The organism is Methylobacterium sp. SyP6R, assembly GCF_019216885.1.
GTDB lineage: Bacteria > Pseudomonadota > Alphaproteobacteria > Rhizobiales > Beijerinckiaceae > Methylobacterium.
Genome location: NZ_JAAQRC020000001.1, coordinates 1094466 through 1117333, shown reverse-complemented (window position 1 = coordinate 1117333; position 22868 = coordinate 1094466). Strand labels below are relative to the sequence as shown.

Below are 22868 nucleotides of genomic sequence, written 5' to 3'. Positions count from 1 at the left end.
TTGGGAGTTCTGGATCGTCTCGTTCTCAGCGATGGTCAGTGGGAGCGCTTATCCCCCCTGATCATCGGCCGGCCGGATCAACGCGGCTCGACCGGACGCGACAACCGCATGTTCGTGGAGGGCGTGCTCTGGATCGTGCGCACCGGCGCACCGTGGCGCGACCTGCCCGAGGCGTTCGGCGACTGGAACAGCGTGTTCCGCCGCTTCAGTCGCTGGAGCCAGAAGGGCGTGTGGTGGCGCATTTTCGAGGCGATGGCTGACGATCCCGACTTTGAGTACCTGATCGTCGACTCCACGATCGTGCGCGCTCACCAACATGCGGCGGGCGCAAAAAAAGGGGGTCTGATGATCCGCCCGATCAGGCACTGGGCCGGTCCCGCGGCGGCCTGAGCACCAAGATCCACTTGGTCGTACGCGGCCTTGGCTGTCCGATCCGGTTTGCCCTCACGGCGGGGCAGAAAGGCGATGCGCCCCAGGCCGAGGCGCTCCTGGCGGATCTCCCTGCTGCGGTGGTCCTGGCCGATGCGGCCTACGACAGTAATCGGCTGCGCGAGGCGATTGCCGGCAAGGGCGCCACGGCTGTGATCCCGAACAATCCCTCACGCGCCAAGAAGTACGAGCTCGACACGGCGCTCTATACCGAGAGGCACCTGATTGAGTGCTGCTTCTCCAAGCTCAAGCAGTTCCGGCGTGTCGCCACACGCTACGAGAAAACAGCCCGCAACTATGCCGCAGTGGTCACCATCGCCGCCATCGTCCTATGGCTCAGGTAACTGTCCACACCGCCTAGGACGCGCACCGCCCGAGTGGGTCCGATCGACTCGCTCGACGGTCCTGATATCATCCGGGTCATTCCGGGGCCGCGCAGCGGAGCCCGGAATCCAGAATCGCGGATGATTCAGGAAGAATCGGACGGCCTTCCGCTTCGTTCTGCATCACCTGAGTGTCTGGATTCCGGGCTCCGCTGCGCGGCCCCGGAATGACCCGGTGGGTATGAAGTCTTCGGAGGCTCATCAAGCAGACTCCGAAGCCACGAGGGTCCCACCGCCTTGCGAGCCCCGCATCCCCTTGCGGCGCGAAGGGGTCTACCCGTCGGCGGTCGAGACGGTTACATGACGGGTCCGCCGGGCGCGCACGCCATGCGCCCGGCTTCCACGACAGGTCTTCGTGACAAGGCAAAAACCCCGATGACTGCCCCTCGCACCCTCTACGACAAGATCTGGGACGACCACGTCGTCGATCGTCAGCCGGACGGCACCTGCCTCCTCTACATCGACCGGCACCTCGTGCACGAGGTCACCTCTCCCCAGGCCTTCGAGGGGCTTCGTCTCGCCGGGCGCCGGGTGCGCCACCCGGAGAAGACGCTGGCGGTCGTCGACCACAACGTCCAGACCTCGGACCGCAGCTTCGGCATCGAGGATCCCGAGAGCCGCACGCAGATCGACACCCTGGCCGAGAACGTCCGCGAGTTCGGCATCGAGTATTACGACGCGCTGGATAAGCGCCAGGGCATCGTCCACATCATCGGGCCGGAGCAGGGCTTCACCCTGCCGGGCCAGACGATCGTCTGCGGCGATTCCCACACCTCGACCCACGGCGCCTTCGGGGCGCTCGCCCACGGCATCGGCACCTCGGAGGTCGAGCACGTGCTCGCCACCCAGACGCTGATCCAGAAGAAGGCGAAGAACATGCGCGCCGTCGTCGACGGGCGCCTGCCCGCCGGCGTCGGCGCCAAGGACATCATCCTGGCGATCATCGGCGAGATCGGCACCGCCGGCGGCACCGGCCACGTGCTGGAATATGCCGGCGAGGCGATCCGGGGCCTCTCGATGGAGGGCCGGATGACGATCTGCAACATGTCGATCGAGGGCGGCGCCCGCGCCGGCATGGTCGCCCCCGACGAGATCACCTTCGCCTACATCAAGGACCGGCCGAAGGCGCCGAAGGGCGAGGCCTACGAGCGCGCGGTCGCCTATTGGCGCGACCTCGTCTCGGACGAGGGCGCGCATTTCGACCGCGAGATCCGGTTGGATGCCGCCAACCTCCCCCCGATCGTGACCTGGGGCACTTCGCCTGAGGACGTGATCTCGGTCCAGGGCCGGGTGCCGGATCCGGCCTCGATCGAGGACGAGAACCTGCGCTCCTCCAAGGAGAAGGCCTTGTCCTACATGGGCCTGATCCCGGGCACGAAGATCACCGACATCGCCCTCGACAAGGTGTTCATCGGCTCCTGCACCAACGGCCGGATCGAGGATCTGCGGATCGTCGCCCGCATGGTCGAGGGCAAGAAAATCCACCCGAACGTCAGCGGCATGGTGGTGCCGGGTTCGGGCCTGGTGAAGCAGCAGGCGGAAGAGGAGGGCCTGGCCCGGATCCTGATCGAGGCCGGCTTCGACTGGCGCGAGCCGGGCTGCTCGATGTGCCTCGGCATGAATGCCGACCGCCTGAAGCCGCACGAGCGTTGCGCCTCGACCTCGAACCGCAACTTCGAGGGCCGCCAGGGCCACAAGGGCCGCACGCACCTCGTCTCCCCGGCGATGGCGGCGGCCGCGGCGATCGCCGGCCATTTCGTCGACATCCGCGAGTGGCCGGCAGGACTCTGAGACCTCGCCGTCTGATCTCGTCTCACGACACGGCGGAGTTCGGCGTTGACGCCGGCTCCGCCGCCGACTAAACGACTGACACCGGGGCGCCGCCAAGGCGACGCTCTAGGGCCCAGGTGGCGGAATTGGTAGACGCGCTGGTTTCAGGTACCAGTGGTGCAAGCCGTGGAGGTTCGAGTCCTCTCCTGGGCACCAACACCCTTCAATGGTGTTGATGCCGACCGCGATGATGATGCGCTCTCATCCGGTTTGATCCTGATTTTCAATCCATCGATCCGATTTCTAAGGGCTGGTTGACCGAATGCGTCGGTTCGACGAGCCAACACGCCGGCAACTCTCCGCGTCATCCCTGGGCCCGCCGCAGGCGACAGCCCGAAATCGATAACCGCAGATCGAAGAAAGGGGCGGTACCCGTCCCGCTTCATCCGGCATCGTCAGCGGTTCTGGATCCCGGGTTCCGCTGCGCGGCCCCGGGATGACATCGAGGGTTTCAAGTCGGTCGGCCGACTCGAACCAGGCTGTGAACAAGCCCTGGCCCGTCGGGACGAGCACGCCCCGCCCCTAGCCGACGAAATCCCCACGGCTCAAACCGTAGCGCTGCATCTTCTCGTTGAGGGTGCGCCGGGGAAGATCGAGGAGGCGCATCGCCTCGGCGATGTTCCCTTGCGCCTGCTGCAACGCCTGCTGGATCAGGCCCCGCTCATAGGCCTCGACCCGGGCGGACAGCGGCTGCACCCCCGCTTCACCCGGCTCCGGCGCGGCGCCGAGGCGGTCGAGGCCGAAGGCGTAGCGCTCGGCGGCGTTGCGCAATTCGCGGACGTTGCCGGGCCAGGGTTGCTCGACGAGGTCCTGGACGTGGCGGACGCTCAGGGGCCGCATCGCCCGTCCATGCGCCTCGGCGGCTTTCGCCGCAAAGTGCTCGAACAGCAGCGGGATGTCCTCGCGCCGCTCACGCAAGGGAGGGATGCGCAGGCTCGCCACGTCGAGGCGGTAATAGAGGTCGGGGCGGAAGCGCCCGGCCCCGGCCTCGTCGCGCAGGTCGACCTTGCTGGCGCACAGCGTGCGCAGGTCGGCGGCGACCGAGTCGTTGGACCCGAGCCGCTCCACCCGGCGCTCCTGCAGCACCCGCAGCAGCTTGACCTGGCCGGAGAGCGGCATCGCCTCGATCTCGTCGAGGAACAGCGTGCCGCGATGGGCGTATTCGAGCTTGCCGATCCGGCGCTTGAGCGCGCCCGTGAAGGCGCCGGCCTCGTAGCCGAACAGCTCGCTCTCCATCATCGTGTCGGGGATGGCGCCGCAATTGACCGGCACGAAACGGCCGTCGCGCCTTGTCGAGAAGGCGTGCAGGCACTGCGCCACCAGCTCCTTGCCGGAGCCGGTCTCGCCGTTGATCACCACGTTGACCGGCGTCGCGGCGAGGTCGAGCACCTCGCGCCGCAGGATCTCCATCGCCCGGGAGGTGCCGATCAGGCGATTCTCGATGTCGTGCGCGTCGGTGCGCGCGTGGAGCCGGCGCAGGCGCAAGGTCAGGTGGCGCTTCTCGCAGGCGCGGCCGATCGCGTCGGTCAGGCGCTCGGGTGCGAAGGGTTTCTCGATGAAGTCGTAGGCGCCGCGCCGCATCGCCTCCACCGCCTGCGGCACGTCGCCGTGGCCGGTGACGAGGAGGACCGGCAGGTCCGGGTCCCGCTCCAGGGCGCGCTCCAGCACCGCGAGCCCGTCCATCCGCGGCATGCGCAGATCGGTGACGAGGATGCCGGGAAACCCCGAATCGATCTCCGCGAGTGCGGCGTCGGGCGCCTCGAAGGTCGAGACAGCGTACCCGGCGAGCGTCAGCCACTGCTCCAGCGCCTCCCGCACCGTCTCCTCGTCGTCGACGAACAGGACGCGCTCCACCCGTGACGCCATCTCTCAAGCCTCCGCTGCCGGCAGGACGAGGGTCAGCACGGCGCCCTGCGCGCCGTTTCCGGCCGTGAGACTGCCCTTGAGGTCGCGCACGATGAGCGAGGACAGGGACAGGCCGAGCCCCAGCCCCTCCCCGGCCGGTTTGGTGGTGAAGAACGGATCGAAGATCTGCCCCAGATGCTCCGGCGCGATCCCGCTCCCGTTATCGGCCACGTCGAGCCGCCAGGACGGCGCCGATCCGTCGGAGGTCTCGCGCGTGGCGCAGAGATCGAGCCGGCGCTCGGGGACGTCGCGCATCGCGTCGAGGGCGTTGACCATCAGGTTGAGGATGACCTGTTCGAGGCGCACCGGTTCGGCCCGCACCAGGGCGTCGGGCGGAATCCGGCAATCGACCGCGACGCCGTCGGCCCGCAGCCGGACCCGCAGCAGGTCGAGGGCGGCCTCCGCCGCGCTCGCGAGGCGGACCGGCTCGCGGTGCTCGGGGCCGGTCTTGCGGGCGAAATCCTTGAGGTGGCGGATGATCTCGGCGATGCGCTGCGTCACCTCGGTCATGCGCTGGAGGTTGCGGCGCACCGTCGCCTGGTCGCCGCGCTCCAGGAACAGGACGGTACTGGCCAGGAAGGTGCGGAGCGCCGCGAGGGGCTGGTTGATCTCGTGGTTGATCGCCGTGGAGATCTGGCCCAAAGCCGCGAGCCGGCCGGCATGGATCAGCTCGTCTTGCGTCGCCCGCAGCGCCGTCGTCGCGCGTTCCCGCTCGGCCATCTCGGCCCGCAGGCGCGCATTGGCCTCGCTGAGGTCGTGGGTGCGCTCCGCCACCCGCCGCTCGAGGGACAGCCGCATCGACTGCTCGGCCCGCAGGCGCTGCCGCTTCTGGCTCGCGGCGGCGAGCGCGAAGGCCAGCGCCAGGCCGGCGATGCCCGTGGCGGCGGCCACCAGCACGCCCTGGCGCCACGCGGCTCCGGTCGGGGCGATGGTCCAGAGCGTCCAGCCGAGATCCGGCATCGCCACGGGCTCGACGAGGCCGTGCCCGGCCCCGCCGGCGGAGGGGAGCCGGATCGTCCCGCCGGGATCGGGCGGACCGTCCGCCAGGAGGGGCCGCAGGTCGCTGTCGCCGTATTGCCGGGCGGTGCGGATGCGGTCGGTCTCAGGGACGGTGAGGGGCCGGAACGGGCGGTACTTCCAGCCGGGTTCGCTCGCCAGGAAGACGATGCCGGCCGCGTCCGAGACCAGGATCTGCTCGCCCGCCCGGCGCCACTCGCCCTCCAGTCCCTCCAGGTCGACCTTGACCACCACGACGCCCGCGACGCCGCCGCCTTGCCTGTCTCCTCGGGCCTCCACCGCCTGGCCGATGAACAGGCCCGGCTGCTGGGTGGTGGTGCCGATGCCGAAATAGCGCGAGGCGCCGGTCGCCAGCGCATCGAGGAAGTAGGGCCGGTAGGCGTAGGAGGACCCGACGAAGCTGAGCGGCTGGTTCCAGTTGCTCGCAGCCAGCGTCAGCCCCCTCGCGTCCATGAGGTAGATCGCGGCGACGCCCGAGGCCCGGGCGATGGCCTCGAACTTGGCGTTGACGGCGGCGGCCCCGGATGCGCCGGGCGCGGCCAGCAGGTCCTGGACCTGCGTGTCGAGGGCGAGCACGGTCGGCAGGGAGCGGTAGCGGTCCACCGTCGTGCGCAGGACCGCCTCGGCGATCACGAGGCGCTGGCGCGCGCCCGTTCGGACCTGGTCCTGGCCGGCTCGCAGGGCGAGGAGGAAGGCCGCGAGGGTGAGCGCCGGGATCGCGACCGCCCATCCCCACCACCCCCCGATCCCGGCGAGGCGCGCGCGCCGCGGCACTGCGGCCGGGAGTTCGGCAGGACGGGCTTGGCTCATGCCGGTCGCCTCGCTGCGGGGGAACGCGGATCGTGACGCACCGGGGTGCCTCGAAATGGGGACCGCCCGCAAGCGAAAGCCGGCGGGCGATCCCGGGGAACGTGTGGCGCGTCAGCCGCTCATCCGGCCGTTGCCGTCGAGGTAGCCGTATTTGCGGGTGTCGGGCATCCACAGCGAGGCGGCGAAGGCCACCGCCGCCATGGCCGCGACGTACCAGAAGAACAGGCTCTCGTTGCCCCAGGTCTTGAACGAGAGCGCGACGTACTCGGCAGTGCCGCCGAAGATCGCGTTGGCGATGGCGTAGGGCAGGCCGACGCCGAGAGCCCGCACTTCGGCCGGGAAGAGCTCGGCCTTCACCACGCCGCTGATCGAGGTGTAGAAGGTCGCGATCACCAGACCGGTCAGGATCAGCCCGAAGGCGGCCCACGGATTCGTCACCAGCGACAGGCTGGAGAGCAGCGGCACCGCCCCGAGCGTGGCGAGCCCGCTGAACAGGATCATGTTGTTGCGCCGCCCGATCCTGTCGGAGAGCGCGCCGAAGACCGGCTGGAGCAGCATGAACACCACGAGCGCCAGGGTCATCACCGTCGAGACCGTCTTCAGATCGAGCTTCACCGTGTTGACCAGGAACTTCTGCATGTAGGTGGTCATGGTGTAGAAGTAGAGCGAGCCGCCCATGGTGAAGGCGAGCGTGATCAACAGCGCCCGCTTGTGCTGCATCAGGGCGCGCAGCGAGCCGGCCTCCTTGCTCTTCATGGCCGCGTGCGAGGCCGATTCCTTGAGCGATCCGCGCAGCATCATCGCGACGATCGCCGCCACGGCGCCGAGCAGGAACGGGATGCGCCAACCCCAGGCGCGCATCTCGTCGCCGGTGAGGATGTGCTGGAGCGCGAACACCACCAGCACCGCGAGGAGCTGGCCGCCGATCAGGGTGACGTACTGGAACGACGACAGGAAGCCGCGGCGGCCCTTGCCGGCGATCTCGCTCATGTAGGTCGCCGCGGTGCCGTACTCGCCGCCGACGGACAGGCCCTGCGCGAGGCGGGCGACGAGGAGCAGCGCCGGGGCGAACACGCCGATGGTCTCGTAGGTCGGCAGGATGCCGATCATCAGCGAGCCGGCGCACATCAGCAGCACCGAGAACACCATCGACGACTTGCGGCCGCGCCGGTCGGCGATGCGGCCGAAGATCCAGCCGCCGAGCGGGCGCATGAAGAAGCCGACCGCGAAGATGCCGGCGGTCGCCAAGAGCTGGCCGGTCGGGCTGCTGCTCGGGAAGAACGCGGAGGCGAAGTAGATCGACGTGAAGGCGTAGGCGTAGAAATCGTACCACTCGACCAGGTTGCCGGACGAGGCGGCGACGATGGCCTTGATCTTCTGGCGGTCCGTGGTCTCGGCGGGGGCCGGGCTCACCCCGATCGCCGCCGGTGCAGCCGTGGTCATGGACGTTCTCCCTGAATGCGAACCACCCCGCGTCGACGCGGGCGCGATGGATATCCCCTCCGTCGCGAGCCTTTCGGCCTCTTGCGGAGGGCAGCGGGAGAGCGATGGCAAGCGCGATGCCAGCGACAGAAGAAATTAAAATCCATTGATATCAATTGCTTATAAGGGCGCCCCATCGCCTCTTGGGCGGAACGGCGCCGATCGCGAGCCCGGATCGGTGGATTTCCGCCGACGTCGTCCGGGGCCGGCCGCTCCTCCCGTACCGGACCGCGCGGGCCCTCCGCATCCATCCTGCGTCCGCACCGCTCAAGCCCGTTGACGTCGCCGTCGTCGCCCTCTAAACGAACGTCACCGGGGCGGTGCACAGCACCGCTTTCGGGCCCAGGTGGCGGAATTGGTAGACGCGCTGGTTTCAGGTACCAGTGGTGCAAGCCGTGGAGGTTCGAGTCCTCTCCTGGGCACCAACACCCATCGGTGGTGTTGATGCCGTCCCCGAGTGGGGGATCGGGCCGGCCAGACCTTCAACACAAATCGATGGCCTCCGACGGGAGTACCGCTCCGCGGCGAGTTTCGCCGCGCGGTACCGAACCGGTCCGGGCCGCCCCGCGTTGGGCTGCGCCAACCGGAGGAGACGCGCATGCCGCGCAGCGACGATACCCCATCGCGCAGCGACGATACCCTTTCGCGCAGCGACGACCTGCTCACCGCCCGCCCCCACCTGACCCGTCGCGACGAGGACAAGGCGGCGGCCCAGGCCGGGGTGACGCCGGCCGACCACGACGCCGCCCGCAAGCCCGACGCCCTCGATCCCGGCACCAGCACCACCGGCGAGGAGCCGCGCCGCCGCTCCGCCCCGGCGGGCGAGGGCGAGGTCTGAGCCGGGGCACGCCTGCGGGAGGGATCGGCCGTCCCCCGACCTCCAGATCCGGGCCGCGTCGTGGTAGAGCCCGGCCGATCCCTCCCCCTCCGTTCGGGCCGCCCGCCGGCACGGTCGGGTGAACGGCCGAGAGGTGCCCCGCATGGATGCCGTCGCCCCCCTGCCCTGCCAGAGGCACCTGTTCGAGGTGCCCGACGAGATCAGCTATCTCGACGCGGCGGCGTGGTCGCCGTTTCCCCTCTCCGTCCGCGCGGCCGGGGAAGCGGGCCTGTTGGTGAAGAGCCGGCCCTGGGCGCACCCGCGCGAGGCGGTCCAAGCCCAGGCCGAGCGGGCACGGGCGGCGGCGGCCCGGCTCATCGGTGCAACGGCCGACGACGTGGCGATCGTGGGGTCCGTGAGCCACGCGATGGCCACCGTCGCGGCGAACCTGGCCGTCGCCCCGGGCGGGCGCGTGCTGCGCGTCGCCGACGAGTTCCCGTCGCTGTGCTACGCCTTCGACCGGCTCGCCCGTGCCAGCGGCCTGATCGTCGAGGAGGTCCCCCGTCCCGAGGACGGCGACTGGACGGCGTCCCTGCTGGCGGCGATCGGGCGCCCCGGGGCGCCACCCCTGACGATCGCGACCCTGACCCCGTCGCACTGGACCGATGGCGGGTTGATCGACCTCGACCGGCTCGCGCCGGCCGTCCACGCCGCGGGAGCCGCGCTGGTGATCGATGCGACCCAGGCGGCGGGGGCCGTGCCGGTGGATGTGGGCCGCTGGCGCCCCGACTTCCTGGCCTTCCCGACCTACAAGTGGGCGCTCGGGCCCTACGCGCTCGCCTTCCTGTATGCCGCCCCGCACCGGCAGGACGGCGCGGCGATCGAGGAGAATATCGGCAACCGCCCGCCCGCGACAGGCGCCAGGCGCTACGACCGGGGCGAGTTGAACGACCCGGTCCTGTTGCCGATGGCGGCGACCGGACTGGAACTGCTCCTGTCCTTCGACGTGTCCGCGGTGGCGGACCGGCTGCGCCGCCTCACCGATCTTCTGGCCGATGGCCTCGTCGGCCTCGGCCTCTCCGCGCTTGCGGCGGATCTGCGCGCGCCGAACATCCTCGGGCTCCGCGCGCCGGGCGGCCTGTCCCCCGGCCTGGTGGACCGCCTGCGGCAGGACGGCGTCTACGTGAGCGAACGATCCGGGGCGCTGCGTCTCAGCCCGCATGTCTGGGCCGACGAGCGCGACGTCGAACGCTGCGTGGCGGCCTTGCGCCGCGCCCTGTAGGGCAGCGCCCGATCGCGTTGCATACGGTCCAACGCTACGGCAGGTTGCGCGGCGCGGGAGCGACGGCTGTCGCCGTCGAATGACCGCGTTCGGGACCTCGGAGAAAGCCGCGGGTCGTCAGCCCGGCGACGGCCCGCCGGCGCCGCGGGCCTCGGGCGCCGGGGCGGCCCCGGGGGTTCCGTCCGGGTTCGGCTTCGGCCGCTCGGGTGCGGCGCTCTCGGGGTAGCGGGTGCGGTAGGCGCGCAGGAAATCGGTCAGGGTCTCGGCGCTGGTCGCCTGGCGCACGAGGCTGCGGAAGGCCGCGGTGCCCGGCGCGTTCGGCGAGGCGACGAGGCCGAAGGTGCGGGCATCCGGGCTCTCGGCCATCTTCTGGGTGTATTTCGTGCGCAGCCGGTCGAGGCTCAGGGGATCCTCGGCGAGCGCGTAGCCGATCGCCGCCCGCATCACGTCGTTGCGCTCGGGGTCGGTCAGGGGGCCGGGATCGCGCCAGCGGGTGCCGAGCAGGGCCTCGTGCGCTTCCCCGGCCTCCCGCCAGCGCCGCGCGCCCCACAGGATGTCGCCGCGCAGATGCGCCGCCTCCGGGCTGGCATTGCCGTCGAGCAATTCGAGCGCGAGGTCGGTGCGCGAGAGATCGGACAGGGCCCGGGCCTCGAGCAGCAGGCGCGCGTCGCGGATCTGCCCCGGCAGTTCCGGCAGGCGGGTGTTCTGCAGAACCTTCAGGGCCTTGAGCGGCTCGCCCTCCATCAGCCGAACGGTGGCGAGCCTGGCCGCCACGCTCGCCCGCGCCGCGCCGGTGAGGCGGTTGTCGACCTGGTGCTGCAGGAGGTCGCCGGCGGCATCGAGGAGGTCGAGGGCGACCAGGCGGTCGGCCAGCCGCCGCACGATCTCGTCGCCCTGGCGGCCGACCGGCGTGAATTCCTTGAAGTCGTAGAACAAGGCCAGGGCCTCGATCTTCCCGAGGCTCGCGCCCTTGTCCGACAGGAACAGGGCGGAGAACAGCGCCACCGTGTCGTCGTGCAGGCCGCGGGTCGCCGGGTGATCGGGAAACAGGCGGTTGGCCTTGCGGGCGGTCGCGAAGGCGTCGCGCCAGCGGCCGATCCCGGCATAGAGCCGGCCGAGCCGTGCCAGGGCCTCGGCCTCCGCGTCGCCGTGCCAGGTGAGGGTCAGGCGCTCCAGGCGGTCGATCGCCGTCTCCGGCGTCATCGTGCCGGAGGCCCGCCCGAGATCGACCAGCCGCAGTGTCGCGTCGGCGGCGGTGGCCGGTGGGGCGGTCTCGGCGAGCTGCTGGTAGGCGCGGCGGGCCTCGCCCTCCTGGCCGATCGCCTCGGCGAAGCGCGCCTTGAGGAAGGTCAGCCGGTCGCGGGCGGCCGGGGCCTCGGCCAGCGGTGTCACCGCGGTGAGCGCCCGCTGGACGAAGGCCGGGTCCTTGGCGTCGAGGGCGGCCTCCATGGCGGTCAGGTAGAGCTGCACCTGCAGATCGTCGGGATAGGCCTCGATCACCGGCAGGCCGGCCTTGAAGGCGGCGAGGGCCGCGGCGCTGCGCCGGCCGCGGGCATCGACGACGCCGCGCCACAGCCGCAACTCGGGATCGAGCGCCTGCTTGCCGTCGGGAGTGAGGAAACCGCCCGCCCGGGCGTTCTGGCCCATGCTGAGCGCGGCGATGGCCGAGAGGAGCCGCACCGGCCGCTGGGCGGCGAGCGGCGGATCCTCCCGCACCGCCAGGGCCAGCACGCCGGCCGCCTCGGGCGCGAGGTCGTTGGCCAGCAGCACCCGGACGAGGTCGAGGCGCGCGGCGGAGCGGGCCGGCCGCTCGGCCGCGGCGGCGGCTCCTTGCGCGGCGCGGATGCGGGCGCGCACGTCGCCGAGCTGGTCCTCGCGCCAGCGATCGGGCTGCACCATCAAGGACGCGGCCTGGGCTCCGGCCTCCGGTGCCTCGATCACCGTCGGAGAGACCGACAGGCCGCCGGGGCGGGTGATCGTCACCTCGTTGAGGCCGGGGCGCACCGCGAGGTCGTCCGCCGCCGCCAGCACGGCCACGCCCTGGCGGGTCGGCAGCAGCTCGAACTCGACGAAGCGGCCGCGCTTCGGCATCGCGGTCAGCCGCGGCCCGCGGGCCGTCACCACGGCGATGCGCTCGCCGTCGCGCTCCAGCCACAGGGCGCCGCCGGGGCGGGCGAGCGGCACCGCCACCGCCGGCTTGCCGGTGGCATCGGCGCTGCGCTGCGGCGCCAGGAGATCGCCCCCCGGCAGGCTGCCGTCGCCGAGCGCCAGGTCCCAGCCCTGCCCCTCCCCCGCGGCGAGCTGGGCGAGCACGCCCTGGTCGAGGCGTAGCCGCAGCACCGTGAAGGCGCCCTCGGCCTTCGGCCCCTCGACGACGCTCGCCGGCGCCCCCGCGGGCAGGGACGGCAGGGCGACCGCGGCGGTGGTCTCGAAGACCAGGGTGGCGATGCCGCCGCGCTCGAACAGGGCCGCCGGCGGCTTAGCCGCGAACGGGAAGGCGATCCGCAGGCCTTGGGCCGCCTTGGCGATCCGGGCCTGGACCGGCCCGGAGGCCGCGGGCGGCTCCGCCGGGGCGGGCGCCTCGGCCTGCGCGCGAGGCGGGGCATCGGGGCGAGGCTCGGCCGGCGCGCGGGCCTCGGCCTGCGGACGCGCCTCGATCTGCGGCAGGGAATCGGCCCGGGGCGGGGGCGCCGGGACCGGATCCGGCTTGCGCTCGTCCGGCTTCTTGTCGTCGGACTTCTTGGCCGCCGGCTTGACGAGGTCGAGGATGTAGGAATCGTCCTCGCGATAGCCTTCCGCGCCGTAGCCCTCGGCCAGCGTCAGGGTCAGGCGGGCGGCGTCCGTGCCGGCCTCGGCCGTCAGCGCCTTGGCGGCCGGCGGCAAACCCGCGCGGGCCTCGGTGGATTCGATCGTGTAGGCGCCCGGGATGCGCAGGCGGATCTCGGACCCGGCCCGTTCCAGCCCCACCTCCGCGTCGCTCGGCAGGCGGACCGAGAGCCGGGTCAGGGTCGGCAGGTGCGCGACTTCGAGGCGCAGAGGCGTGGTGCGCCGGGCGCCCCTTGCGGCCTCGCGGCGCAGGCGCTCGCTCAGCTCCTCGGCCCGGCGGTTGAGATCGGCCAGCACCTCCGGCGGCAGGCCCGGCGGCATCCCGGTCCAGCCCTCGGGCAACAGGTCGATGAAGACCCGCTCGCCGGCCTCCAGCACGTTGACCTTGTAGGAGGATTGCAGCGCGACCCGCAGGCCGGACCCGTCCGGATCGCGGCGGACCTGCGCCACGTAGGCCGGCATCTCGGCGGCCAGGCGGTCGCGCGACCCGGTCACCGCCTCGCGAAAACCCACCACCAGCACCCCGCCGGTGACCTTCGCGGTCACCTTCACGCCGTGGTCGAAGATGAGCGCGATGCGCCCGAAATTCTTCTGCTCGCTGCCCTGGATCGCCACGAGCTGCGCCGCCTCGGCCGTGCCCGCTCCGGCAGCCAACGCCGCCAGCGCGATCAGCGCCGCAGCGCGGCGGCTCCTGCCCGTCGAACCCATCGCATCCGCCCGTCATCCCGAGACGGCACCATGCCGGCACAGGGCTAATGAGGGCTTAATCGGCGGGGGATCAGGAATCCCCGAGGCTATGGAGGACCCGTTTCAGCGCGACGCCTCGATCGCCGGCAGCTCGCCGGGCGGCAGGCCCGGGGCGGCGGCCGCGGCTTTCGGACCGCCGGCGCCGCGGGCGCGCTGGGCCAGCGCCACGGTCAGGCGCTCGGCCGCCTCGGGCTGCATCACCGCCAGCACCTCGGCCATCTTGCGCGGGTTCATGCCCACCACCACCGGCACCAGCACGTCGAGCTTCAGGCGATCGAAGACCCGGGCGGCCTCCTTGGGCTTCATCGTCTCGTACATGGTCACCAGGGACTTGAGGCCGGCGGCCTCCGCCTCGGCGCGCTTGGCCGCGGCGTCGTCGCCCTTCTGCTCCAGGGACTTGAGGTCGTTGATGCGGGTCTCGAGCTTGCGCTCGGCATTCTCGATCAGCTGCTCGCGGGTCTCGAGGTCGCGCGAGCGCTGCTGAAGGGCGTCGCGCCGGGCGCCGAGTTTTTCCAGGATCGCCCGCTCGGAGGAGACCGGCTCGGCGGAAGGCCGCGGCTCCTGCGGCGGGGCAGCGGCCGCCGGCTCCTTCGCGGCTTCCTTCGGCGAGACCGAGCCCGTGACCGTCGGGTCGAGGGGCTCGTAGCCCGAGCGGGCATGCACCAGGAACTCGGCGAAGCGGGTGCCGGTGGACGGCCCGGCTTCCAGAAGAGCGAGGACCTTCAGCAGCAGGAGCCCGGCGGCCGCGATCGCCACGGCATCGACGAGGCGCAGGCGGATCATCGGCCCGCGCCAGACGGGGTTGGCCAGCACGCGCTGCACCAGCACGGCGACGGAGACGGGGGCCTGCGGGACCGTGGCCGGCAGCGTGCCGGCGGGGTTCGCCGCCGCGACCTTGGCCGCCGCCGCTGCCTTGGCGGCCGCGAGCTTCGCCGCCGCGACCTTGGCGGCCACGGCTTGGGCCGCCGCTGCGTCGGGTGCCGCTGCCCCGGGCGCAGCGGCGGGCGTCGCGGTGCCGGCCGCGACGGCGGCGGGGCCGCCGGCCGGGGCCGCGCTCGGCGGCAGCCCGGCGAAGCGGCGCAGGAGCAGCGCGAGGGTCATGCGGCCTGGGCCTGCAGGCGGCTCAGGGCGCGCTCGCTGAGGGCGCGGGCGGCGGCGGCGGCGGCGCCGAGGCGCTCGCCGGTGGAGACCGGCCGCGGCTCGGGCACGGCGGAGGCATGGGCCGTTGCGACGGGCGCCGCGGGCGCGAATGGGGCCGCGGACGCCGCAGGGGCGTAGGCCGGCGCGGCGGGGGACGGCGCGGCCTCGGCCTGCTGCGCGAACGCCTGAGCGAACGGGGCTTGCGCCGCCTCGCCGGGCACCGCCGCCCGGGCCTGGGAGACGATGCGGGCGATGCGCGACAGCACCTCGTCGCCGGCCTGGAGCTGGGCGGCGAGGTCGGCATTGGTGCGCTCGGCCAGGCGCAGGCGCTCGCCGAGCGTGCGGTCGCACTCGGAGAGCGTGGTGCGCAGGCCGGTGATCGCCCGCTCGGCGGATTCGGTCGCCACCATCAGGTCGCCGATGGTCTGGCGCATCGCCGATTCGTCGCCCTTGAGGCGGGTGATGCGGCGGCCGAGGCTGACCGAGGTCGCGATGCAGGCGACGAGGAGGACCGCCACCAGCAGGTCGGCCAGGATGCTGACGATCAGGCTCACGATGCGGCCTCGTTCCGGAAGAGGGACAGGAACATGCTCAACCGTCCTTGCGGTTCTGCATCGAGGCCTCGAAGGCCGCGAAGGTGGTACGGGCGCGGCGCAGGGGACGGGTGACCTGCACGGCGATGCTGTCGTCGAGGCGGCCGATCCGGCCTTGCGTCATCGCCCAGTCGCCGCAGCGCAGGGTGATGAGGTCGGTGGGCTTGGCGTCGAACATGATGGTGTCGCCGACCTCCAGCTTCATCACCCGGCGCAACGGCAGCGACATCTCGTGCAGCACCGCCTCGACGGCGACGTCGGCCTGGAAGATCTCGGTGGCGAGATGGCCTTCCCAGATGTGGTCGCGGCCGAGCTTCTCGCCCATGAAGCTCTGGAGCAGCAGGTCGCGGATCGGCTCGATCGCCGCATAGGGAAACAGGATCTGGAGCAGGCCGCCGCGGCCTTCCATGTCGAGCTTGAGGTCGATCAGGATCGCCGCGTTGGCCGGCCGGGTGATGGTGGCGAAGCGCGGGTTGGTCTCGATCCGGTCGATGAGGAAGCGCACCGGCGAGAGCGGCTGGAACGAGGCCTCGAGGTCGGTCAGGATGATCTCGACCATCCGGCGCACCAGCTGCATCTCGATCGGCGTGAACGGCCGCCCGTCCAGGCGGATGCTGGAGCCGCCGCGCTTGCCGCCGAGCAGCAGGTCGAGGGTCGAGTAGGCGAGGTTCGACTCGACCGTGACGAGGCCCGAATTCTCCCAGGCATCGGCCCGGAACACGCCGAGCAGGGTCGGCAGCGGGATCGCGTTCAGGTAGTCGCCGAAGCGCACCGAGGTGATGTTGTCGAGGGTGACCTCGACGTTGTCCTGGAAGAAGTTGCGCAACGAGGTCGACAACAACCGGATCATCCGGTCGAAGACGATCTCGAGCATCGGCAGGCGCTCGTACGAGACGACGCCCGAATCGACGATGGCCCGGATGCCGCCCGCGCCCGAGGCCGAGAGTTCCCGCAGCGAGAAGCCGAGGACCTGGTCGATCTCCTCCTGGTTCAGGATGCGGTCGTTGCCGGCGAGCTCGGGCAGGTTCTCCGACTCGCCCTCGTCGATCATGTTGGCCCATTCGGCCGCCATGTCGTTCGACTGGGTGGTGGTCCCCTGCTCGGCGAGCGCCGCGCCCCATTCCTCCGCCAGGGAGGCGTCGCCGCCCCCGCCCTGCTCGATCAGGGCCGAGGCCCAGTCGTCGTCGTCGATGGTATCGTCAGGTCCGGCCACGGAAGCACCACATCCCGCTCGAGGATATTATTGGATGATGAAGTCCTTGAAGAGCACCGCGTCGACCTTGGCGGGATAGACCGCCACGTTGACGCGCCGCAGCAGCTCCTCGCGCAGGCGATAGGTGCCCCCGGCGGCCTCGAAGTCGCCGACGCGCAGGTCGCGCACGAAGACCTGGAACGTGTCCTCGACCCGCGGCATCAGCGGCTGGATCTCGGAGGCCACCTTCGCATCCCGCACCTCCAGCGCCACCTTCAGCTTCAGGAAGCGCGGCTGCGTCTGCCCGGGCTCGGGCATCAGGTTCATGGTCATCTCGCGGACATCCATGAACGCCACCGGCACCTTCTGCTCGGAGGCCGCCTTCTCGGCATGGGCCGCGCGGCTGCGCATGAACAGGAAGCCGCCGCCCCCGCCACCCGCCAGCACCAGAAAAGCCGCGACGATGATGATGAGCTTCTTCTTGCCGCCGCCTGCGGCCGGGGCCGCCCCCTCCTCGCCTTCCCCGTCGCCCTCCGGCGTCGGGGCCTTCTTCGGCTTCTTGGCCATCGCCCGCCGTCCACACCCTGGAAATCCGTGACTGAACTGTGTGCGAAGACGGTTAACGGCGCGTTAAGGCGGCAATTTCTGCCCGGTCGAACTTGCCGGGCCGGCACGAAACGACCGGTCCGGCCAGGCTCCGCGATTAACCAAGCATTTGCCATAACACCAGAATTCGGTTCGGGCCCGCCTGGCACGGCCCCTGCGATCAGAGTGCTGGGTCCGCCGCTGGGGAGCGGGGTGGCCCGCCACCACGCATCGACGGGGAGTAGCCGGTGCAGAATGCTCAGTTGATCGGGCTCTCGTCCCAGATGGCCCTCGGGCGCGAGCTCGAGGTCATCGCCAACAACATGGCCAACGTCACCACGACGGGCTTCAAGGCGCGCACGACGCGCTTCCAGGAATACCTGATGCCGAAGGCGAGCGCGGAGACCTTCCAGCGCCCCGACCGCAAGGTCTCCTACGTCATCGACGCGGCAGCCCCCCTCGACATGCAGCAGGGGCCGATCGAGCCGACCGGCAACCCGCTCAACGCGGCGATCCGCGGCGAGGCGTTCTTCGCGGTGCAGACGCCGCAGGGCGAGCGCTACACCCGCAACGGCGCCTTCGAGCTGAACCCGCAAGGCCAGATCGTGACGAGCGACGGCTACCCGGTGCTCGGCGACGGCGGCCCGATCCAGATCGGCCAGCAGGAGACCGGGCTGGCGCTCGGGCCGGACGGCACCGTCTCGACCAACCAGGGCACCCGCGGCCGCCTGCGGCTGGTCACCTTCGCCAACCCGCAAGGCCTGACGAATGCCGGCGGCAACCTCTATGCGTCGAACACGCCCGCCCAACCGGCGGGGCCGCAAGGGCGGATCGAGCCCGGCGCGCTCGAGCGCTCGAACGTCCGCCCTGTGCTCGCGATGAGCCGGATGCTGGAGGTCAACCGCACCTACCAGCTCGTCTCCGACACGGTCTCGCGGCTCGATTCCTTACGCGGCCAGGCGATCCAGCGCCTCGCCGACGTCGGCAACGCGTAAAGGGAGCCTGATCGATGCGCGCGCTCTACGCCGCCGCCACCGGCATGGCGGCCCAGGAACTCAACGTCCAGGTCATCTCGAACAACATCGCGAACCTGCGCACCACCGGGTACAAGCGCCAGCAGGCGCATTTCCAGGATCTGCTCTACCAGAACCTGCGCCGGGCCGGCACCGCGACCTCGGACCAGAACAACCAGCTGCCGGCGGGCCTCGCCATCGGCTCGGGCGTCAAGACCACCTCGACCGCCCGGGTGATGTCGCAGGGCACCCTCACCTCGACCGAGAAGACCTACGACATCGCGGTGCGCGGCGAGGGCTTCTTCCAGGTCACGATGCCGGACGGGCGGACCTCCTATACCCGCGACGGCTCGTTCGACCTCGATGCGCAGGGGCAGATCGTCACCCGCGAAGGCTACCTGATGAATCCGAACATCACGGTGCCGAACAACGCCACCAGCGTCACGATAAGCGCCTCGGGCATCGTCCAGGCGACGATCCCCGGCCAGACCGCGCCGCAGAATCTCGGCCAGATCCAGATGGCCCGGTTCGTCAACAAGGTCGGCCTGGAATCGATCGGCGACAACCTGTTCGTCGAGACCCTGGCCTCGGGCCCGCCGATCACCGGCAATCCCGGCACCGACGGGTTCGGCAACCTGCAGCAGAGCTACCTCGAAGAGGCCAACGTCAACGCGGTCTCGGAGATCTCCTCGCTGATCGCCGCGCAGCGCGCCTACGAGATGAACTCGAAGGTCGTGACCGCCGCCGACCAGATGCTCTCCACCACCTCGCAGATGTTCCGCGGATGAGCGCCCCGATGATCGACCTCGCTCCCGTCGTCCACGTCCCCGCGGTTCCCGAGGCCCGCCGCGCGCTGCTCGGGCCCGGCATCCTGTCGCGCACCGCGCTGACGCTCTTGGCTTTCGGCCTCCTCACCCTGCCGGTGCTCGCCGGCGAGCGCCTCTCGCTCAAGGGCGACATCACCGCCGAGCGCGACGTCATTACCCTCGGCGACCTCGTCGCCGGGGCGCCGCCGGCGCTGGCCCAGAAGGCCCTGTTCCGGGCGCCGGCGCTCGGCACCTCCGGCACGATCCAGGTCCGGCGCATCGTCGAGGCGACGGCCGGGCTCGGGCTCGACGCGCCGGAGAGCGGCGGCCGGCTCCAGATCTCGGTGCAGCGCGCGGCCCGCCGCATCGCCGCCCCGGAGATCGAGGGCGCGGTGAAGGCGGCGCTCGCCAAGGTCCGCGGCCTCGAGGCCGGCTCCGTCACGATCGCCTTCGAGGGCGAGCCGCCGGTGCTGACTGTGCCGCCGGAGCTCAATGCCGCGGTCACCGCCCAGGAAGTGACCTACGATCCCCGCAGCCGCCGGGTCTCCGCCCTGGTGGTGGTGGGCGAGCGCCAGGCCTCGCTGCGGGTGTCGGGCCAGATCGTCGAGATGGCCGACGTCGCGGTGCTGACCCGGGCGATCAACCGGGGCGAGACCCTGTCGGCCCCCGACATCGCGGTCGAGCGCCGCCCGCGCGAGGGCCTGCCGGCCGATAGCGCGGCGGATGCCGCCGCCTTCATCGGCCAGGTGGCGCAGCGACCGCTCGGCGCCGGCACGGCGCTCCGCGCCGGCGAGCTGAGTCGGCCGGACCTCGTCGCCCGCGGCGAGTCGGTCACCATCGTGTACGAGACCCCGGGCGTGGCTCTGTCGCTGCGCGGTCAGGCCCGCGACGGCGGGCCGCTCGGCGCGGTGATCGGGGTGGTCAACCCGGTCTCCAAGAAGGTGATCCAGGCCACCGTGATCGGCCCCGGCCGCGTCACCGTGGCGCCGATCATGCCGGTGACGGCGGCGGCCCCGGCCGCCCGCCTCGCCTCGGCCCGGCCGTGAGGGGATTTTTACGATGATCCTCGCTCGCCTCGCCATGGTCGGCCTCACGGCCGCGCTGCTCGCCGGCTGCAACACCGCCGACCGCCTCACCCAGATCGGCGCGACGCCGGCTCTGTCGGCGATCGACGACCCGACCGCGCAGCCCGGCTACCGCCCGGTGCGATTGCCGATGCCGGACGTCCAGCCGGTCTCCTACGCCTCGAACTCGCTCTGGCGCACCGGCTCGCGCGCCTTCTTCAAGGACCAGCGCGCCGCCAAGGTCGGCGACCTCGTGACAGTGAAGATCAACGTCACCGACAAGGCGAACCTCAACAACGAGACCAAGCGCTCGCGCTCGAACAGCGAATCGTTCGGGATGCCGAACGCGTTCGGCCTCGAGACGAAGAGCAAGCTGCTCGCCGGCATGGACCCGGCGAAGATGCTCACCACCGACGCCACCACCTCGAACGACGGCGCCGGCTCGGTGCAGCGGGCCGAGACGGTGACCACCAGCGTGGCGGCGATCGTCACGCAGGTGCTGCCGAACGGCAACCTGGTGCTGGAAGGCCGCCAGGAGATCCGCATCAACTTCGAGGTGCGCGAACTCATCGTCGGCGGCGTGGTGCGGCCGGAGGACATCGAGTCCGACAACACCATCGATTCGAGCAAGATCGCCCAGGCCCGCATCGCCTATGGCGGCCGCGGCCAGATCACCGACGTGCAGCAGCCGCGCTACGGCCAGCAATTCCTGGATATCGTGCTGCCGTTCTGACGAGCGGTTGCCACGGATCCCGCACCGGGCGGCACGCTCCCCCCTGAGCCGCCCGGACGCGGCGCGGCCCCGGCTCTCCCCGCCGGGGCCGCTCTCGTTTTTGGTGCCGAAATTCCGGTGGCAAAAAGAAAAAGCGCTGCGGATGCAGCGCTTCAACCCTCCCCCCTCTGCGGGGGAGGGTGCCCCGCGGATGCGGGGCGGGAGAGGGGAACCACGGTTCCGGATATGGTGACACCGTTCTGCCGGGCGCCCCCTGGAACAGCGTCGCGCTGCCCCTCTCCCGGCTCGCTCCGCTCGCCACCCTCCCCCGTAGAGGCTAGCGGATTCACACTTCTCCTCAGAGAGCTAACCCCCTGTAAAGGTGCGCGCTTTCCCCTCCCCCTTGTGGGGAGGGGCTAGGGGTGGGGGTGGTGCAGGAGGCACCGCTGAGTCTCCTCCGGCACCACCCCCACCTCCAACTCCTCCCCACAAGCTTGAGCGATCTCGGGCAAGCCCGAGATCGCCTGGGGAGGAGAGGCGCGCTACCTTTGAGGGAAAAGCGCTCAAACCGAGATGTGTGAACATGCTAGCCCGCAGAGGGGGGAGGGTTGGCGGCGCGCCGCCCTCAATCGTCCCGGTACACCCGCTCCCGGCGCTCGTGGCGTTCCTGGGCTTCCAGCGACAGGGTCGCGATCGGCCGGGCCTCCAGGCGCTTGAGGGAGATCGGCTCGCCGGTCTCCTCGCAATAGCCGTAGGAGCCGTCCTCGATCCGGGCGAGGGCCGAATCGATCTTGGCGATCAGCTTGCGCTGCCGGTCGCGAGCCCGCAATTCGATCGCCCGGTCGGTTTCGGACGAGGCGCGGTCGGTCAGGTCAGGGTGATTCTCGTTCTCGCTCTGCAACGCCACCAGCGTGTCCTGGGCCTCGCGCAGAATGTCTTGCTTCCACCCCTGGAGCTTGCGGCGGAAATACTCCCGCTGACGCTCGTTCATGAAGGGCTCGGCGTCACTGGGGGCATAGCCCTCCTCGATCACGATCTTCGCCATCCCGCCCCTCGGAAAATCGCTGTTGTCCTGACCGCAGCCGACATCATGGCCGCAACCCACTTTGCGCAGCCCTATAATAGAGGCTGCACGACACCACAATGTCCCTGCAGCGACACGCAAGGACCGGACCAGGGGACGGCGGCACCCTGCTGCAATCGTGTCACGGTCTTGGGGTATCTGCACCGGGCGCCGGGCCCTCGATCGCCGCCACGATGTCCGATTCCAGACGCCGGGCGAGGGGCTGGCGGTAATGGCTGGCATCGAAGAACAGGCGCGAATCGTGCAGTTCGGGCCGGTCGCCGGACCAGTCGACGATCCGGCCCCGCGGCGCCACCGCGGCCGCGAGCGCGGCGCGGCAGGACGCTTCCGCCGTCGCCCGGGGCGTGCCGGGCCTGGCCTGCGTGGCGGCAAAGACCGGCGGGAAGACCAGGACGAGTGCCGTCTCCGGCGGCAGCCGGTCGGTGAGGGCGCGAAGGCGGGCGGCGGCCGGGAAACCGGGCCCGCCCTCCCCCGGATCGGGGTCGTCCGGGGCCGCTTTCGCCCGGGAGGCGACTCGGGCGGGCATGTCGGGATCGCCGAGCGCGAGGTAGTCCGGCTCGTAATCCCAGTAGCCGTCCGGCGCGGCCCGGCGCGGGGCCGTGCGCATCGCCCAGCCGATCCGGTTGACGACCTCCCCGACGACGGTGATGCGCAGGAGGCCGCGCAGGTAGCTCGCCCAGTCCTCGGCGAGGAGCCAGGACGGGAACGGCCGCAAAGGCGGCACGGCGGGATCGCCGGTGCACCAGAAGGAATCGGCCCCGATCACCAGGGCGCGTGGCCGCGGATGGTGGCGCAGGAAGTAATCGGCGACGATGAGCTGCTCGCCCGGTCCGGTGCCCGGCACCGAGAGCTGGACGAACGGGATCCCGGTGGCCGCCCGCAGATTCGCCGGCGAGATCAGCTGGATGTGCGAGTTGCCGATGATCGCCGCCTCGTAGGCGGGATCGCGCCCCCGGCTCGCCGCGGCGGTGCGGGGCCCCTGCGGGCGCACGCCGTCGCGGGCCAGCAGCCGCGGCCGGCCGGTATCGTAGGGATCGACCGCGAGCGCCAGCGCGAGATACCCGGCGAGCAGCAGGGAAGCCGCGGCGACGAGGCGGACCGAGAAACGGCGCCAGGCGGCCTCGGTCGGGGCGGGAGGGTCGGCGCGCATC

General features: G+C 71.3%; 18 protein-coding genes and 2 tRNA genes. 10 read left to right on the top strand and 10 right to left on the bottom strand.

All coding sequences use genetic code 11. The annotated features are described in order from the left end of the window. The 3 genes from HBB12_RS05060 to HBB12_RS05050 all read left to right on the top strand — a co-directional run bounded on the left by HBB12_RS05060 (position 1) and on the right by HBB12_RS05050 (position 2798). A protein-coding gene (locus HBB12_RS05060; RefSeq protein WP_442919229.1) for an IS5 family transposase occupies positions 1-773 on the top strand; the annotation gives its coding sequence in 2 pieces (ribosomal slippage) (positions 1-330 and positions 333-773; 771 coding nt in all). Positions 774-1187: 414 nt separating this feature from the next. Beyond that, positions 1188-2603, top strand: a complete 1416-nt coding sequence (gene leuC, locus HBB12_RS05055) for a 3-isopropylmalate dehydratase large subunit (protein ID WP_236988352.1) — start codon at positions 1188-1190, stop codon at positions 2601-2603. Between the two features lie 110 nt (positions 2604-2713). Then, positions 2714-2798, top strand: a tRNA-Leu gene (locus HBB12_RS05050). A 366-nt stretch (positions 2799-3164) separates the two neighbouring features. Here the strand turns inward: HBB12_RS05050 and HBB12_RS05045 are convergent. From HBB12_RS05045 to HBB12_RS05035, 3 genes are all read right to left on the bottom strand, one after another. Further along, the gene (locus tag HBB12_RS05045) at positions 3165-4508 is read right to left on the bottom strand and encodes a sigma-54-dependent transcriptional regulator (protein ID WP_236988351.1); all 1344 of its coding nucleotides are present in this window, start codon (positions 4506-4508) and stop codon (positions 3165-3167) included. Positions 4509-4511: 3 nt separating this feature from the next. Beyond that, positions 4512-6374, bottom strand: a complete 1863-nt coding sequence (locus tag HBB12_RS05040) for a sensor histidine kinase (RefSeq protein ID WP_236988350.1) — start codon at positions 6372-6374, stop codon at positions 4512-4514. Positions 6375-6485: 111 nt separating this feature from the next. Then, positions 6486-7817, bottom strand: a complete 1332-nt coding sequence (locus tag HBB12_RS05035; protein ID WP_236988349.1) for an MFS family transporter — start codon at positions 7815-7817, stop codon at positions 6486-6488. 379 nt (positions 7818-8196) lie between these two features. On the opposite strand from HBB12_RS05035, the gene HBB12_RS05030 reads away from it, so the two are divergent. The 3 genes from HBB12_RS05030 (at position 8197) to HBB12_RS05020 (ending at position 9955) form a co-directional block, all read left to right on the top strand. Beyond that, positions 8197-8281 (top strand) — tRNA-Leu (locus HBB12_RS05030). 173 nt (positions 8282-8454) lie between these two features. Beyond that, a complete protein-coding gene (locus HBB12_RS05025; RefSeq protein WP_236988348.1) occupies positions 8455-8694 on the top strand; it encodes a hypothetical protein in 240 nt (79 codons plus the stop codon). Between the two features lie 142 nt (positions 8695-8836). After that, positions 8837-9955: an aminotransferase class V-fold PLP-dependent enzyme gene (locus HBB12_RS05020; RefSeq protein ID WP_236988347.1), complete on the top strand. Its 1119-nt coding sequence runs from the start codon at positions 8837-8839 to the stop codon at positions 9953-9955. Between the two features lie 117 nt (positions 9956-10072). On the opposite strand, the gene HBB12_RS05015 is transcribed toward HBB12_RS05020, so the two are convergent. From HBB12_RS05015 to fliL, 5 genes are all read right to left on the bottom strand, one after another. Next, on the bottom strand, positions 10073-13489 hold the full coding sequence (locus HBB12_RS05015) for a hypothetical protein (RefSeq protein WP_236988346.1): 3417 nt from the start codon (positions 13487-13489) through the stop codon (positions 10073-10075). Positions 13490-13591: 102 nt separating this feature from the next. Continuing rightward, positions 13592-14311: a MotE family protein gene (locus HBB12_RS05010; RefSeq protein WP_236992666.1), complete on the bottom strand. Its 720-nt coding sequence runs from the start codon at positions 14309-14311 to the stop codon at positions 13592-13594. Between the two features lie 314 nt (positions 14312-14625). Next, complete coding sequence (locus tag HBB12_RS05005) at positions 14626-15222, bottom strand: DUF6468 domain-containing protein (RefSeq protein ID WP_442919228.1); 597 nt, start codon at positions 15220-15222, stop codon at positions 14626-14628. A gap of 37 nt (positions 15223-15259) precedes the next feature. Beyond that, positions 15260-16474 (bottom strand): flagellar motor switch protein FliM, encoded by a 1215-nt coding sequence (gene fliM, locus HBB12_RS05000; RefSeq protein WP_236988345.1) that lies wholly within the window; start codon positions 16472-16474, stop codon positions 15260-15262. A gap of 27 nt (positions 16475-16501) precedes the next feature. After that, positions 16502-17020: a flagellar basal body-associated protein FliL gene (gene fliL / locus HBB12_RS04995; RefSeq protein ID WP_236988344.1), complete on the bottom strand. Its 519-nt coding sequence runs from the start codon at positions 17018-17020 to the stop codon at positions 16502-16504. Positions 17021-17286: 266 nt separating this feature from the next. Between fliL and flgF the strand changes: the two genes are divergently transcribed. The 4 genes from flgF to flgH are packed head-to-tail and all read left to right on the top strand — an operon-like array spanning position 17287 to position 20654. Beyond that, positions 17287-18033, top strand: a complete 747-nt coding sequence (gene flgF, locus HBB12_RS04990) for a flagellar basal-body rod protein FlgF (protein ID WP_236988343.1) — start codon at positions 17287-17289, stop codon at positions 18031-18033. Between the two features lie 14 nt (positions 18034-18047). After that, positions 18048-18839, top strand: coding sequence for a flagellar basal-body rod protein FlgG (gene flgG, locus HBB12_RS04985; protein WP_048466000.1), 792 nt, complete (start codon positions 18048-18050; stop codon positions 18837-18839). Then, the gene (flgA, locus tag HBB12_RS04980; RefSeq protein WP_236988342.1) at positions 18836-19903 is read left to right on the top strand and encodes a flagellar basal body P-ring formation chaperone FlgA; all 1068 of its coding nucleotides are present in this window, start codon (positions 18836-18838) and stop codon (positions 19901-19903) included. Before flgG ends, flgA begins: the two co-directional genes overlap by 4 nt. Before the next feature lie 13 nt (positions 19904-19916). Next, the gene (gene flgH, locus HBB12_RS04975) at positions 19917-20654 is read left to right on the top strand and encodes a flagellar basal body L-ring protein FlgH (protein WP_236988341.1); all 738 of its coding nucleotides are present in this window, start codon (positions 19917-19919) and stop codon (positions 20652-20654) included. Between the two features lie 604 nt (positions 20655-21258). On the opposite strand, the gene dksA is transcribed toward flgH, so the two are convergent. Both dksA and HBB12_RS04965 read right to left on the bottom strand, forming a co-directional pair. After that, positions 21259-21678: an RNA polymerase-binding protein DksA gene (gene dksA / locus HBB12_RS04970; RefSeq protein ID WP_236988340.1), complete on the bottom strand. Its 420-nt coding sequence runs from the start codon at positions 21676-21678 to the stop codon at positions 21259-21261. A gap of 160 nt (positions 21679-21838) precedes the next feature. Beyond that, positions 21839-22867, bottom strand: coding sequence for a hypothetical protein (locus HBB12_RS04965; protein ID WP_236988339.1), 1029 nt, complete (start codon positions 22865-22867; stop codon positions 21839-21841). Position 22868 lies beyond the last annotated feature (1 nt).